Annotated in this window: 18 protein-coding genes; 8 read left to right on the forward strand and 10 right to left on the reverse strand. The window is 58.9% G+C overall.

Features of this window, described 5'->3' with window-relative positions:
• Positions 1-505: 505 nt before the first annotated feature.
• A complete protein-coding gene (locus NCR39_RS29745) occupies positions 506-913 on the reverse strand; it encodes an HNH endonuclease (RefSeq protein ID WP_350029652.1) in 408 nt (135 codons plus the stop codon).
• Between the two features lie 848 nt (positions 914-1761).
• Here NCR39_RS29745 and NCR39_RS04990 point away from each other — a divergent pair.
• Positions 1762-2196, forward strand: coding sequence for a response regulator (locus tag NCR39_RS04990; RefSeq protein ID WP_250451469.1), 435 nt, complete (start codon positions 1762-1764; stop codon positions 2194-2196).
• Between the two features lie 785 nt (positions 2197-2981).
• On the opposite strand, the gene NCR39_RS04995 is transcribed toward NCR39_RS04990, so the two are convergent.
• The 5 genes from NCR39_RS04995 to NCR39_RS05015 form a co-directional block, all read right to left on the reverse strand.
• Complete coding sequence (locus NCR39_RS04995; protein ID WP_250451061.1) at positions 2982-3296, reverse strand: hypothetical protein; 315 nt, start codon at positions 3294-3296, stop codon at positions 2982-2984.
• Positions 3293-3469, reverse strand: coding sequence for a hypothetical protein (locus tag NCR39_RS05000; protein WP_250451062.1), 177 nt, complete (start codon positions 3467-3469; stop codon positions 3293-3295). The genes NCR39_RS04995 and NCR39_RS05000 overlap by 4 nt, the downstream gene beginning before the upstream one ends.
• 51 nt (positions 3470-3520) lie before the next feature.
• Positions 3521-3973: a hypothetical protein gene (locus NCR39_RS05005; protein WP_250451063.1), complete on the reverse strand. Its 453-nt coding sequence runs from the start codon at positions 3971-3973 to the stop codon at positions 3521-3523.
• Between the two features lie 47 nt (positions 3974-4020).
• Entirely contained in the window at positions 4021-5574 is a 1554-nt protein-coding gene (locus NCR39_RS05010) for an HK97 family phage prohead protease (RefSeq protein ID WP_250451064.1), read from the reverse strand.
• A 1217-nt stretch (positions 5575-6791) separates the two neighbouring features.
• Positions 6792-7016 (reverse strand): hypothetical protein, encoded by a 225-nt coding sequence (locus NCR39_RS05015; RefSeq protein WP_250451065.1) that lies wholly within the window; start codon positions 7014-7016, stop codon positions 6792-6794.
• 476 nt (positions 7017-7492) lie between these two features.
• On the opposite strand from NCR39_RS05015, the gene NCR39_RS05020 reads away from it, so the two are divergent.
• From NCR39_RS05020 to NCR39_RS05030, 3 genes are all read left to right on the forward strand, one after another.
• Positions 7493-7996, forward strand: a complete 504-nt coding sequence (locus tag NCR39_RS05020; protein WP_250451066.1) for a ribbon-helix-helix protein, CopG family — start codon at positions 7493-7495, stop codon at positions 7994-7996.
• Positions 7986-8474 carry a hypothetical protein gene (locus NCR39_RS05025; protein WP_250451068.1) on the forward strand — a complete coding sequence of 163 codons (489 nt, stop codon included), beginning with the start codon at positions 7986-7988 and terminating at the stop codon, positions 8472-8474. The genes NCR39_RS05020 and NCR39_RS05025 overlap by 11 nt, the downstream gene beginning before the upstream one ends.
• A 337-nt stretch (positions 8475-8811) precedes the next feature.
• Positions 8812-9198, forward strand: coding sequence for a DUF3597 domain-containing protein (locus tag NCR39_RS05030; RefSeq protein WP_250451070.1), 387 nt, complete (start codon positions 8812-8814; stop codon positions 9196-9198).
• 102 nt (positions 9199-9300) lie between these two features.
• Here NCR39_RS05030 and NCR39_RS05035 read toward each other — a convergent pair whose 3' ends face one another.
• Together NCR39_RS05035 and NCR39_RS05040 are read right to left on the reverse strand one after the other, a co-directional pair.
• Positions 9301-9597 carry a hypothetical protein gene (locus NCR39_RS05035; RefSeq protein ID WP_250451072.1) on the reverse strand — a complete coding sequence of 99 codons (297 nt, stop codon included), beginning with the start codon at positions 9595-9597 and terminating at the stop codon, positions 9301-9303.
• Positions 9598-9993: 396 nt separating this feature from the next.
• The gene (locus NCR39_RS05040) at positions 9994-10278 is read right to left on the reverse strand and encodes a hypothetical protein (protein WP_250451073.1); all 285 of its coding nucleotides are present in this window, start codon (positions 10276-10278) and stop codon (positions 9994-9996) included.
• 74 nt (positions 10279-10352) lie between these two features.
• On the opposite strand from NCR39_RS05040, the gene NCR39_RS05045 reads away from it, so the two are divergent.
• Together NCR39_RS05045 and NCR39_RS05050 are read left to right on the forward strand one after the other, a co-directional pair.
• Positions 10353-11066: a hypothetical protein gene (locus NCR39_RS05045; protein ID WP_250451074.1), complete on the forward strand. Its 714-nt coding sequence runs from the start codon at positions 10353-10355 to the stop codon at positions 11064-11066.
• Positions 11067-11328: 262 nt separating this feature from the next.
• The gene (locus NCR39_RS05050) at positions 11329-12066 is read left to right on the forward strand and encodes a DUF2968 domain-containing protein (RefSeq protein ID WP_250451075.1); all 738 of its coding nucleotides are present in this window, start codon (positions 11329-11331) and stop codon (positions 12064-12066) included.
• A gap of 30 nt (positions 12067-12096) precedes the next feature.
• Here NCR39_RS05050 and NCR39_RS05055 read toward each other — a convergent pair whose 3' ends face one another.
• Complete coding sequence (locus NCR39_RS05055; protein WP_250451076.1) at positions 12097-12324, reverse strand: hypothetical protein; 228 nt, start codon at positions 12322-12324, stop codon at positions 12097-12099.
• Between the two features lie 138 nt (positions 12325-12462).
• Between NCR39_RS05055 and NCR39_RS05060 the strand changes: the two genes are divergently transcribed.
• Complete coding sequence (locus NCR39_RS05060) at positions 12463-12708, forward strand: hypothetical protein (RefSeq protein ID WP_040049303.1); 246 nt, start codon at positions 12463-12465, stop codon at positions 12706-12708.
• Positions 12709-12751: 43 nt separating this feature from the next.
• Here the strand turns inward: NCR39_RS05060 and NCR39_RS05065 are convergent, their stop codons facing one another.
• Positions 12752-13261, reverse strand: coding sequence for a PRC-barrel domain-containing protein (locus NCR39_RS05065; RefSeq protein WP_250451077.1), 510 nt, complete (start codon positions 13259-13261; stop codon positions 12752-12754).
• A 188-nt stretch (positions 13262-13449) separates the two neighbouring features.
• Here NCR39_RS05065 and NCR39_RS05070 point away from each other — a divergent pair, with 188 nt between their 5' ends.
• Positions 13450-14127, forward strand: coding sequence for a ribonuclease HI family protein (locus NCR39_RS05070; protein WP_250451078.1), 678 nt, complete (start codon positions 13450-13452; stop codon positions 14125-14127).

The raw sequence follows: 14127 nt of genomic DNA on the forward strand, positions 1-14127 counted from the left end.
TTTGTAATCTTATATAGCTAATAGGGAATATCCTCCGGTTCGCCATCTAATAGCCCGAAGGTCCTATATCGGGCCAAGGTAGATAGATACTCTACGTACGAGATAACAGGCGGAACATGCCTAGCCCTCGCTTCGCGGGCCAGTCGTTGCTTTAGGGTGTTAATAGCTAACGTCTTAATCTTCCCGAACAGAACGGGATTATCTATTTCCAAAACACTAGCGGTATCGCTTTCATATTGGCTAATCCTAGAGGCTAGGTCCGATTCTTCATCTGTAGGCCTGACATTATCTACTTTCGGATACTGCGCATCCCCATTGAGGACTAACGGCTCTCCGGAGTAATAATAGGGTATAGATGGATACTGCTTACATGCTTCGCCTAATGATACGGCGTGGAACTTAGCTTTAGCCCTTAGCTTTTTATCTTGATCTAGGTCATAGCTGCTCAGACCTTGGGCCTTGCTCGCTACCGCTCGTTGGCCCGGTCTTCTTCTACTATACTGCTTCAATTCCAATGATGGTCTTTACCTATCGGCATACCATCTAAGCCAACAGCAGGCTTGGCCTTATAGCCCATATCCTTCCGGGTCTTGGTTAAATGGCAGTCAGTACATAGCAACTGACAGTTACTATCATCCTCAGTACCGCCATCCTTCAAAGGAATAATGTGGTCAACCTCACCACGCCTTAGAGCAACGCTGCAATGCTTGCACTTAAACCCGTCACGCTCTCTAATCCTATCGTTACGCTTAAGGCGTTCTGATCCGCTGAGGCGTACATCCGCACTACCATAGTCCGGCTTAGTACGTCTCTTATTAGGCTTCGTCTTAGCGCTAGCCTCATTAGCACAATGCGGACAACGCCACTCTAAACCCGCAGGTTGCCATTGTGGATGCTTAATGCATTCGCTCATTGATAATCCTATAAAATTTATAGCTTGGCCGTAACTTTATAAAAACACTCGGCCAAAGCATGAGAAGGGTTCTAGGTTGCTCGATAGTTGAGCGGACCAGATAATCGCAGTGATATTCCAGCCGTGCGCTTAGAGCTATCTATGGACGGCTCGGCCCGTTAAGGATACCGGGGGGTTGTGCTGAATTTAGCGGCAAAAATCCGCGAATCCGACAGGTCAGAACAGAACAATCGCTAAGTCCAAATAAACGGACGGGAATCGGTCTTTTCGTATGGAACCTTAGCGAAAGCGGGCCATAGCCAAGGAATACGGATGAACTACCAGTTGCCTAATACCCAGGGGCTAGACGCGCAACCTTTCGGCCCGTTTCTCTATTGCCCGCACTGCCGTACCACCTTCGCGGATCGCATGAGCTACATGTCTCACTACGAGCGGGATACGAATAAATGCATCCCGTACTACATGCTGCTTATGAAACGGTTCTCTGTCGAGTATCGCCGGTTTGACGGCTTACCCGCGCCCGTCCCGGTCTATAAGTGGTTCCGCTAGCACGATAACAACACCCGCCCGCTTGCCTATTCCCGAAAGGAGTAAGCGCTACAGCGCATCGCGCGGGTTCTTCTAAGTCCGGCCCGCAGATACCCCGAGCAAGCGTCTTAACGCCCCCGGCTAACGTGCTGCGGGTTGGACTCCCTCTCACGCGTGCGTAACGCGCGCATACGCGTAGCCCATATATGGATATAGGAGGTTACATGGCGCGCGTTTGCACTGAAATGAAGCAGCTAAGACCGGCCCATCGATTGCTCACTGTCAAGTTCGAAATCGTCATCGTCGCCGGAGTGACTGCAATGCCTTGGCAAAGTGCAAGAGCACGCATATGGACAGGTCGGAAGATCGCTTCTGCGGAGCCATTTCGAATCCTGGTAGTTGACGATAACAAGAACGCCGCAGACGCTTTGACCTTGTTCCTACAACACGACGGCTATCAGGTGCAGGCGGCCTACGGTGGTAAGGAGGCCATCTTGCGGGCCGGGTCTTGGTTGCCGCATTTGATCGTGCTAGACATATCAATGCCCGAGTGCAATGGATTCGAAGCAGCGCTCCGTATCCGAGCAAATCCGCATACATCGGAGATCGCAATCATTGCTTTCACCGCCCTCGATGAGAGCGACGTTCGGCGACAACTGTCGGACCACGAGTTTGACGCCTACTGCCAGAAGGGGGAGCCGCCCACCAAACTTATTGCGCTACTGAATAGATTGACGGAAGACGGCCTAAGCTAGATATTCTCGTTGTGCGCGCGCGTAACGCGCCCGAGGCTGGGACGAGCCGGAACTACTCCCGGCTACTCGTCTATTCCCTCGGTCATGGCGTGGCCTTCTAGGTGCAAACGGAGAGGCATTCCGAAGGCTTTAGTAACCCACAGGCCGCGCCCATTTCGCTGCATCCCGTCGGCGTGCATCTCCTCGGTGGACTTGCAACGCCGTTGAGCCGGTACGTATCCCCCATCCGGTCCGAGCCGCCCGTACTCTCCGGTCCGGTGCGCATCGAACGCCCGAGAGGAGCGAAACCGCTCCCTACAGGCCGGGCAGATATTGTTATCGTTGGACTGGCGCACGGCTAGCCTCATGCTTGGCCTGATACTCCCGAGCAAGGGCGTAGAACTCGCTTGCCGCTTGCATACGGGCCATGCGGTCCGCGTGAGTCATAGTCCGCATACGAAGGCGGCCTCTATCGTCCCGGAGGATTGCTGTATTCCCTCGGGATACCTGCATCTGCTGCTTGCCTGCCCGGATAAGAGCTTGGGCGGCGGCCAGATTGAAACCGTTGCGCATTTCCAGCGTATCCACCATGCGGCCTAGTTCCTGGTCGAACCGGGCCGCGTCCGTGCCTTGCGTGAGGTCTCCCCAATCCTGCCCGAGACACGCATCGTGGATTTGGATGCGTAGCTCGTTGTTCGAAAGCGGGACCCTGCGCTTTCCGTTGCTGCGAGACACCGGGAGGCCAAGCTCCCGTGTCAGGCGGCCAAGGTGTCGCCGTTGCGCGTTGTAGTCCGTGAGATACGAACTCATGCAGCCCCCTTCAGGCCCACGGCTGCGCCGTCCATATCGAACGCACAGACCAACTCGCCGATACAACTGACCGGCACGCCCACACGCTCCGCGAGGCGCACCAGTTTTGTATAGACGTTCGGATTGACGCCCGCCGTCAGGGTACGGGTAAGTTTCTCGCCCGAAAGTGCGAACTTGGGCGTACTGGCGTTGCCGAGGATGTAAGCCTTACGGCGGAATGCTGCGCTCACGTTCAGGCCCATACGCTGGGCCTCGTCATACAGGCGGGTCATGGCGTTGATGCTGACCGGGAAACGAACGTCCCCGTTCATTCGTCACATGCCTCGATCTGGCGTTGAATCAGGCGGTACTTGGCCTGTCCAATCAGAATGTCATTACGGGCAATCTGCGCGCGGAGGTTAGTGTTACCGGCTTCGGCGGCCTTGATATAGCCGTTGAGTGCCTCGTCCGACATGCTCGCATCCAACACAAATTCATATTCCATCTTAGTATTCCTTATCGAAAATTGGGCGGAGGGGCCGCCCTTTGAGTTTGATTAGGCGAGTTCCGCAAGGATGCGGCTAATCTCGTCCTGTGCTGCGTCCGCACTCTGCCGCTTCTGGAGGCTGGCCGAGAGGTCTTGGACCCGCTGGCCTGCCGTGTGCGACTCCTGCGCCGCCGCCAGTACGTCCGGGTACTCGCACGCCCCGCCGTGGAACTTGCGTTGCATCAGCGTCCACTTCTGGCCTGCTTGCTCTCCGTCTTTACGGGCCGCCTCGATTGAGGCGTGCAGGGTAGCCACGGACGGGAGACCTGTGGCGGCGTCAACCTTGGCCCGCAGTGCCGAAAGTTCCCGCTTTACCCGTTGGAGGGCGTCCGCCAGCGGCATACCTGCAATCTCCGCCTGCCGTTGCTGCGAACGTGCAATGTCACTGCCGAATACAAAACGCAATCCCGCGCCGTCCGGCAGGGATGCAGGGGCCTTGGGCTTGAAAATCTTTCCGAGCATGTCTAATCCTTAGAAGGAGGGACACCGGAAGGCGTCCCTATGCGCCATTAGGCGAGGGTAACGAGTTGCGTTTGATGCAGCGGCATGATGTCCGCGTACTTCGTGATACGCATGGCGACCATGTTTTGCTGAAACAGGTACAACGGCGGCGTACTGGAACCGTCCGGGGCCGTGTCTGGAACAATCGTGCTCTCATCCGTGCGGAGGACCGTTTGCGGGCCATCGAACACGGCGGTACGGGTGGCATCCACGAGGAGGAGTTTTCCTTGCGGAATTGCGAGCGACGGGAGCGCGGGCAGGGTCATGAGGAAACCACCACGCGGGCCAACTTGCGTTTCAGTCGGGCTACGCAGACTTGCAAGCGTCGCGGGCGAGCCAATCCAGCAAGCGGTACGCGCATCAGCCGTAAATGCGTCGAGCGCACCTTGCACGGTCGTGGCCGCCGCCGCGTTTGCCGTGAGTTGGGCGTATGCGAACGCGTCCGTTCCGAGGTTGGCGGCATGCTCAAGCTGTGCCGTAACGTAATCAATGACGTTCTCGTCCGTTCCTTGAGCCTCAAGCATGTCCTTCGTAAAGGTCAGAATGACGCCCCACTTCCGGACACTGCTCAGGCTAAACGCGATGCTACCGGCAGCACAGGGGTAACCGCCGCCCTCCGGAATCTCCGACGCCTCGATAAGCTGCGCCTGAGTCAGTGCGCGGCGGTTCGGGGGCGTCTTGAGCGCTCCGAGATTCGCCAGTGCGGAGACAATCGGCGTAGTCGCCGGAGGCAGGACAATACCGGCTTGCTGCACGGGGTAATACAGGGCGCTCGTGTCGCCGCTCGTCGTGGTGCTGGCAGCCACGGCGGACTTCTCCAGGGCGCTACGTACGGCATCGGCTGCTTTGGTATTACCTTGTTCGATCTGGTCCGCGAACAGGGCTACGCGGACTTGCTCGCGCGGGGAGAGGCTCTTAACGGCCTCTTGAATTTCCAATTCTTCGCGGCGGCCTACGGCCTTAATGATTTGGTCTGCGAGGGCGCTACGGGTCGGGGTTACTTGCTTCGTGGTCATGCTGTCGTGTTCCTTCGTGAATTCGGTAAGTGCTGCAATGCGGGCCGGGGTCGGCGTGGGGATTACTGCGGGCGCTGCGAGGGTGTCCAAGGACTTAAAAGCGGAAATGACCGCCTCGGGGTTGGCCGGGATAGCGACGAGCGAAAGCTCATGGATAGCGGCCTTGGTGAATCGCGTACCGCCATTACTGAGCGGCTTGGATTCCTTCGAGCGGAATCCAATGCTTACCCCTTTGATAATCCCGGACTTGACGCTATGCCATGCTTCGTCTGTACGGGACTTGACCGTACCGTCTTCGTCTACCTTGGCGATAGTCGCTTTGAACGGGAGACCCTTGGCCGTAGGTGCGCCGAATTGAACCGTACCCACGGGTTGCGAGTGGTCGTGATTGAGGAGGAGCGGGACCTCCTTTGCGAACGACAGGCCGAGCGGCTCTACGATGTCGTTAACCCGATCGGATGCCGGGGTGCTTGCCATACCAGTAATCTCGCGGCGTTCGTCGTGGACGGCCTTAATAGTGATGGCCGAGAATGCTTTATTTTGCATGCAGTCCTTATTAAAGGTAACGTTACGATCCGGGAAAATATCGGCTTAAGGCCAAGGGATCAGTTGACGGCCTGCCTACAGGTAAGGCGGCTAGGCCGAGGTCGCTGTGGTGTCGGTCGTGGTCGGCGTGCTGGCAGTGTTAGCTGCAATGGTCCCGTTTGCGAATACATAGCGGTTCCCGTAAGGACTCTCCGCATCGGCGGGCGGGGCCTCAATCAAGCGGGTCTCCGCGTAAGCCTGTATATCTTGGCCCGCTGCCGGTAAGCCCTCAATCGGTATGGTCTGCGTCCAAACGGGCCATTTCCCGGCGGCGTATGCGTCTTGGTCAACGAACGAGGAGACCGTAGCCGTAAGCATGTTGGACCCGCTGAAGTCGATGCCAACCTGCGTTACAACGTGGGCCGTAGCTGATGCGCCGCTGTTCGGCGCGGTGTAGTTCATTAAGATCACATTGTTATCCTCTAGTAGCTACCGTAGTAGACGAATCCGCCCACGTACGTATCGTATTGAGTGGAGTTCTTAGCCGCCCAAGTCCACGAAATGGTCCCGGTAGTGGCGTCTAGCGAAAACGTCGGGTGAATCAAGCCCCCGGACCCGTAACCGATATAGCTATCGGGCTGGACCGAGATAAACGCGCCGTTCTTCATGCGGTCGTCTTGGGCTTGGTCGTTGAGTCCGCCCGTAAGCTGCTTCATACCGATAAAGCGCATAACTCGATGGTCCGCCGCTAGAACGATGTTTCCCGAGGCATCCCACAAGGTGAGGCCCGCCGCCACGGTTAGCTTCCGTACTTCTTAGTGACGAGCGTTTCGGCCTGCTCGCGCATGATTTCCGAAACCGTCCGGAATTCATCGGCGGCCATGTACTTAAGCGAGCGGAGAACACTCACCGGCACTCGGACGGTAAATGTCTTAGTCGGCTCATTGAACACATGGGGCCGCCTACCGACTCCCTTCGTATTTTGCAATCCCATAACTTTTCCTCGAATGTACACAAATAAACCGACCAACCTAGCGCGTATTCCCTCGTGAGAAGAAACACGGCGTAGGCAAGTGCGGGCGGAACTAGGACGATGACTCGCCTAGATTGGAAGGGGGACGAGAGGGCTGCACCTACCTGCGAGGACTTCCACCTCTGGCACTGCGGAGGGCTTCTCTTCGTCCTCTCCTTAACTTGAAGTACTTTTCGTATTGTGAATAGTGTTCCGCACAGCGGAATTAATGGAGCAGGGCGCTTTCGATGTCGCGGAGAGCTTGCGGCTCGTCCTCGGAGCGGCCCGTGAAGGCTGCCAACAGGACGGCGAAGGCGGGTGCATCTCCGCACTGGGAGAGGTGGGCATCACGGACCTGGAACTTGTTGCGGTGGACGACGCGGACGACATCGCGGACGCTTTGATTGGGGGCAAGCTTGATGCTCATGTGACGAAGGACGTAGGTGTGCATGTTGGTCTTCCTCGGTTACTTGGTAACGGCGTCTTGTTGGGTACGGACTGCTTAGATCGGTTTAGCAAGGGGCCTCGCTGGAAGCGCCTTGACGAACCGGAGGTTCGTTACTTCTCTCCGGTCCGTGGCGGCAGCCCGACCGGTCTGCATGGGACGCTTTTAGCCGCCCTTGCAGAATCCGCCCTCTCCCCCATAACTGCGAACCTGACGCGCCTTTTACCTGCTGCGCTTCCAAGCCCATTGCCTGGCCTCTAACCAGGAGGGGAGAACGGTTTAGCCTTCAAGAGCGGTTCCCTTTCTCCCGGTCGCCTTGCCGGAGGGTGCAGTTATCAAGTCACACTACCAAACTGCAGACGCAGTGTAATCGTACTGAGACACTACCAACCATTTGATATTCGCTATCGATGGCGTGCGGCTCATAGCGGTATGTGCATAACAAGTTATCGTGTTACACTACCCAGATTCTCGGAGGGAACATGGCAACAGCACGCAAGCGAATCTCCCGGCGCACGGACAACAAAGGTGGCAAGGTATATACACGGGCCGGGGAGGGTCCAGGGGAAAGCCCGTTTGCGGACGTGCCCGAGAGTAAGAAGCAAGCCATGCTTGCAGACCTTCGCAGGCAGCAGGAGGCGTTTCGCAAGGAGCAGGAGGAGCGGAGTAATAGCGCGGATTACCTCAATCCGATAAGGCATGGCGTGAAGTCGGAACGAGATACGCAACCGGTCCAAGTACGGATGCTTAAGGCGCAACTTAAGGTACTCAAACAGGTAGCAGAGCAGGAGAACCGCTCATCGAGCGATGTCATCCGGGACTTGGTGGACGCATATATTGCGCACTGCCTTGAAACCTGGGAAGAGGGCCCACGGCTTGAGATTCTCCGAGCCACGCTGCGGGCGGAGGAGTACCAGCCCAGATATCCGGCTGATTCGGCGCGCGCCGCAAAGAAAGTAGGCAAAGGGGATTCCGATGCATCTTGAGGATTTCCTCTCACTCCGGTGGTGGGTGAGCATCGGGATTGGCTCCCTGCTACTTTCGCTTTGTTCGGATTTGTTCCGGAAGGGCTTCTACAAGGTACTCGGGCATCTAAGCGGGAAGTGGCGGGCGCGCTCGCAGCGTTCGAGGGCGGCTTTCGCAGAGGAGGTAGACACGGCTGTTTCTAGCCCCGAATACATAGCTGCTCTTGAGAAGCATGAGGTACGTAACATGCTGCGTGCCATCTTCTTGATGGCGTTGGCCGTTACTCTGTTTGTAGTTGTCGGCCTCCTGATGCTCTCGAACGTGGTGTTCCCCAGCGCTGATAAGGTTCGCGTTCTCAAACCCATGAGCGAAATCGGCATCGTCTTCGCGTGGTTCGTGTCTATGGTTGGAATGGCGGAGTTCCTGCGGACTGTGCGCGTACGTAGCGTCCTCCGTGCTGCGACGAAGATTAAACGAGCGGCCGCTCTGTCCGAATAGAAATCTGCACTTTATCTACACATGAGGCCGCAAAGCCTTATGCAGCAAGGGCGAGCGGGGGTTCGAATCCCCCTCTCTCCGCCAGAATTCAAGCCCTTGGTCTTCCAAGGGCTTTTTGTTTTTCTGCAACGGCGCTATAACCAAAGTCGCCCTATCACCGCACCCGCAAAAAACGGGACTACTAACCGTCATCCGCGCAAAAATTCGTTGCAATCCCTTTCGAATCGTTCCGAATGGTCAACTGGTCCTCATAGCCCGCGTTAAGCCGCGGCAGGCTCGCGCGACAACGCGCCAAGCCTGCGCCTTCGCAGCATTTCCAATCGAAAAGGACACAGACATGAGTATCTTCGGTGACATCGTGGGCAAGATCTTCCACAAGGCCAAGCCCGCAGAGCCGGCGCCGGCTGTCGAGCCGGATCCGGCGCCTGCGCCCGCCGTCGTGGCAGCCGCTCCCGCGCCGCTCACGGACATCGACGTCGCGGCCGTGATGGATCAGCTCGCCGATGAAAGCAGCCAGACGCTGAACTGGCGCGTGTCGATCGTCGATATGATGAAGCTGCTGCAAGTCGACAGCAGTCTCGATCATCGCAAGCAGCTCGCGACCGAACTCAAGTATGACGGCGACATGAACGACTCTGCGTCGATGAACATCTGGCTGCACAAGCAACTGATGCAGGCGCTCGCGGCGAACGGCGGCAAGCTGCCGGCCGATCTGATCGGCTAAACGCGCCGGCATTCAAACGAAAAGCCCGCTACCGGCGATACGCCCGGTCGCGGGCTTTTGACATGAGGCGCGAAGAGCAGGGCGGCTGCCGCCCGAAGCGACTCAGCGCAGCGCCGACTTCGTTCGGGGACGCGCGAAGGCCGCGATCGGATCGTCCGCGTACGCAGCGATCGGGTCGAGCGTGAACGGTGAACTGTCGGACATGGATTTCGTGCGATGCCGCGTCGACGTATCGGCACGAGACGCCGCCGCGTGCACGCGACTTTGCGCCGCCGCCTGCGCAGGCGCGACGTTCGCGCTGCCCATCCATTCTTCCGCGTACTTCGCGAAGGACGGCCCGGCGATAGTCATCAGGACAACGGAAATCGTCATCAGGCGCATGGCGTATCGTGCTGGCATAAAGGCTCTTGTCGTTCTTTTACGGGGTTGCGTTGCTGCGCGCAGCGCTCGTGAACATCTTCAACGCGCTTGTCTAAAAACGCGTCGATCACCACGGTATTGAACAACGAAGAGAAGGGTCGCGCGTTCGTTGAAACCATGCGCGCCGAACGAGGCGTGCAATTCCTTCATCGTGATCGATTCATCTAACCGAGTGAAGGAACGCATTTAAGCGGTTGTGTCGGCAAAAATCACCGGGACTTTTCCTATTCGTGCAAACAGCAACGATCCTTTACGAATTCCGTTGTTTAGGCAGGTATATTGATCGACTGAGTGCTGGTCGGCTGCAGACAAAGGCGCCAGCGTCGCCTCGACGATGCCCTACGCGAACCAACGCGCAGAGCATCGTGCAGCGGCTTACTGCTTCATCGTGCCGGTCGCCTTTCCGCCCTGAGCCGGCGCAGGCGATGCCTCCGGCGACATGCCTTGCTGACGCTGTTGCATCAACGTTCCGCTGCCGGACGTTCCGGCGGGCACGCCGCCTTGAGATGCGTCGTTGGAACCGGGAGTCGGCGACGCATTCGTCTGTCCTTGCATTTGCTGCGGACGCTGATTCAGTTGATCGCGCGACATTTCCTGCGCGAAAGTGGCTGTGCTGGCGAGCGCGAGAAGCGCGCCTGCCAATGCTGCGGTCGCTTTCATGACTGTCTCCTGGAATAGGGCGCAACGCGCGCCGCTGAAATCGGTTCAGCATCGACCGTGCCTCGCGGCAATCGGTGTTGTCTGATATTAAAGCGACTAGCATGAGAATTGAGCGATGGCGTTCCAATGCAGATTCATTACAATTCGCGATCCAAACGAACTTGAGCCGCCCGGAAATCTATCCAATAGGCGATATTGCGACGGAGTGTTTCATGTCGATCACACTGAACGAATTATTGGCATGGAGCGAACGCTTGCCGGATCAAACTGCCGAGGAAGCGAAAATGCTTCACGCTTTGATCGAGCGGCAAGAAGCTGAACTGAGAATGCGCATTGCGGATCTCATCGCCACGGTGAGCCAGCGCGAAAACTGGAAATTGCAACGTTGCGCGGCGACGGCGCGGCGCGTCGAACAAATGCCACGCGCGAATTTCGAGGCGGTTCATGAATATTTTCTGAATCGCAACGAAGGGCGGTTGGATATCGAAACGCCGGCGATTCTCGCGGATTTGCTCGGTAATCCGCCAGCCGGTTCCGAGCGCGTGAGCGCGCCGGTGTTGGCAAACGCAAGCGCGCCGGACTCCGATGCTTCGATTGCCGCGCCAGTCGTCGAATTTTATGGATGCCTGAAATCGCTCGAAGCGCGTGTCGCGGAAACGCCCGGCATCGGCTGCGGCGTTCAAGGCATTCGGATCATGCGGATGGTCGCGCTGATGTCGAAGGCGCGTTCGGCGCAACTGGCGAATGTGCGTATCAGCGGGACGCAAGCGGTTTATCGGCATTCGTGATTATTTCGTCTTGCCGGCGAGCGAAACAATATGGCGTATCGACATAACGGCGCGTTTTCAGCCGATGCTGCGCGGCTTTTTAAGGCTGTAATTGCATCCATGAATGACTCGCCTATACTGGAATTCATCAGCCAAAAGCACTGACGCGACGTTATGTGCTATCCATAATAATCGGTCACGCCATTGACCAGTTCGCTGTGCATCATTTCGATTCGTGCGCTTCTGGCTGAGATTGCGTTGGAAAGCCAATCCTGGAGTCATTGTGAAAAGCCTGCTAAGCAGACGTGGCACCTTTCTCGATAACGCGCCGTCGTTTCTCGTGCGGCAAAAGGCGAACGGCGCGGTGAGTTTCGCTGCTCCGCTCAAGTCCGATGACGACGCCATTCCCGACGATCTCCACGCGACGCCCGCTGCCCCGTCCACACGCGTGACGCCGCTGCGTCCGGCCGGCGCGCCGACGCAAGCGAGCACGCAGGCGCTGCAGGCGGCGCAAATCGCGGAAGTGGAATGGCTGGCGCAACAATCCGCGCTCGAGACTTTTCGCACGTTCCGGAGCTTCGCGTTTTCGGCGAGCCTGCTGTTTTATCCGCGCGAGTTGGCTTATTACGCCGTGCTTTATCACGATGACGCCGTCTGGCGCGTGCTGAAGGCCGGCGACGTCAACGCGGCCGATCCCGCGTTCCGTCATTTCGTCGAACAGGCGATTCGCCTTGCCGAGGCCGATATGCGGCGCGTGCATCTTGAAGCGCAAAATGAACAATTCACGCGCCTGATCGCCGATTCGGAAGCGCAATTGGAGCGCGCGCGAGTCGATTTGCAGCGCGGCAGCGCGCAGGATCACGAAGTCGCGATCCGGCAACAGGAAACGCGCAAGGAACTCGCGCAACTGGAAGCGCGCCGTGTCGCCGCGCAGGTTCAGTTGAACAAGCTGCAACGGCAAATGCAGCAGCTTTCGGCGACGAGCAACGAAAGCGTCCCGTTTCTGCCGTCGCGCCGCTGAAGCGGAATGCGGAATGCGGGCGTAGGGCGCTCAACGATCGCTTTTATCGGCATAGGGCACGTGCGACTGCGAAATGTAGCTGCTGAGTCCGCGTCCTGCGCGAGCGTGACGCTTCATCGCTTCGACATGCGCGCGTCCGGGCGTTTCGTAGTCGTACAGGTAAGTCGTGCCGTTGGCGAAGCGAACCCGGATGCCGTCGCTCAGAATCTCGAATGCCGAGACGCCGGAGTTGCCAGCCAGATTCCGATAGGGCTGCATAGGGAATTCCTTTTGCGTCGTGCGCCCACAACAGTGGAGCGCATTCGCGAGCGGCAGGATTTGACGAGCCGGGCTAAAGAACATCTAATCCCGGCCGATATTGTTGTTATGTGTCAGCGACGGGGGCCTCAGGCAGTCATGGAAAAAGACCAATTGCCGTTTCTCGATTCCAACGATCCTCACTTTCAGCACGCGCGCGCGCTGAGCTTGTCCGTGGGCGCGATCCGTCGCGCACAAGGCAAATGTAATCCGAACGACTTTCCGGTCGGTTCGATCGAATGGCACTTCGCGGTCGAGGACTTCGCGGGCGATGTGCTGCGCGCGCTGATGGACGACGGCTCCGAAGCCATCGACGTCCCGCTGCGCGAGCGTCCGCTCGACTAGCGTGGCCGCCGCGCCGGGACGACATCGCCCCGGCGCGCGCGCATCAGAGCTTCACGCCGCCCGCTTCGGGCGCGTCGACGCCTCCGGGCGGGACCGCGCCGGTCGCGGTGACGTCGCTCGATCGCACGTCATCCGACCAATACGGTTCGCGGCCGTAGTGCTGATGGACGGTGCTCGCCCAGACGCGATCGGCCATGGACGGCCAGGCGTCCTTGTCGAAGCCCGGCGAGTTGCGCACCTGATCGGCGGTCGCGGCGAGGCGGAAGCACCGGTTGTCGGTATCGAGCGTGAGCGCGCCCCAAGGCACCGCGAGCAGCTTGTCGCCGATGCCGAGAAAGCCGCCGCTCGACAACACCGCATACGCAATGCGGCCGCTTCTCACGTCCAGCATGATTTCCTTGAGCGACCCCACGTCGTGGCCGTCGCTGCTCAGCACCGAATTGCCGTCCAGCGTGCTCGCCGCCATGACGTCCGGACCGGGTCCGGCAGCGGTCGCCGCGCCTTTGCCGACGATCGTCGCGCCTTCGGAAGATGTCCCCATCGGTTCACTCATGATCCGCTCCTTGCAGGTTGCGGGCCGATGCCCGCGTGGTTGCTGATCGACGCGGTTCCTGTCGTTCTTCTGTTCCGGTCCCTTCCGCTGAGCAACGCACGTTCCCGTTTCGTCACGCCGAAGCGCCGGCGCTTGGCCCGTCACATGCGTCTGCTAAGCTGCGCATTCCGTCTTTCAGTTCGCCGCCCATGGTCGATTTCGAGGAATTGCTAGCCGTCGCCTACAAGAAAGAGCGCGTGCAAAGCCGCAGGCTCGCGAAGCATGCGGCGCTGTCGGAACACGCGGCGCTCGTGAAAACGCTGACGAAAGCGGCGGCTACGCAATCCTTGCGCGATCTCGTCGATGCGCGCCTCGCCGCGCAAGCCAAAGCCGCCGATGCGTTGCGCTTGCGCAAGCGCGAGCGGGCAGAGCGCGCGAATCGACGTATCGCCGTCGATTCGTCGCCCGCGCACGACGAAGCGTGGATCGGCTGGTTCGACGGCTCCGCGCTGCCGAATCCGGGGCGCTTGGGCGTCGGCGGCGTGCTGAAGGGGCCGCAGGGGAAAAGCATCGAAATCAGCGCGGCGGCGGGCATCGGCGACAGCAGCGCGGCGGAATATCTGGCGCTGATCGCGTTGCTGGAGTCGGCGCTGCGGGAAGGCGCCGCGCAATTGGTCATTTATGGCGACAGCCGCGTCGTCATCGACGATATCGCCGCGCCCGAAAACGCCGGCATCCGCTCGCTCGCGCACCACGCGGCGCGGGTGCGCGCGCTGATCGCGCAGATCGGCGACGTGCGCCTGCAATGGATACCGCGCGCCCGCAACGCCGACGCCGACCGCCTGTCGCGGCAGGCGCTGGGGCTCGCGGCGCTGCGGGCCGCGTAG

The sequence above is a fragment of the Caballeronia sp. ATUFL_M2_KS44 genome (genome assembly GCF_023630965.1).
Taxonomy (GTDB): Bacteria; Pseudomonadota; Gammaproteobacteria; order Burkholderiales; family Burkholderiaceae; genus Caballeronia; species Caballeronia concitans.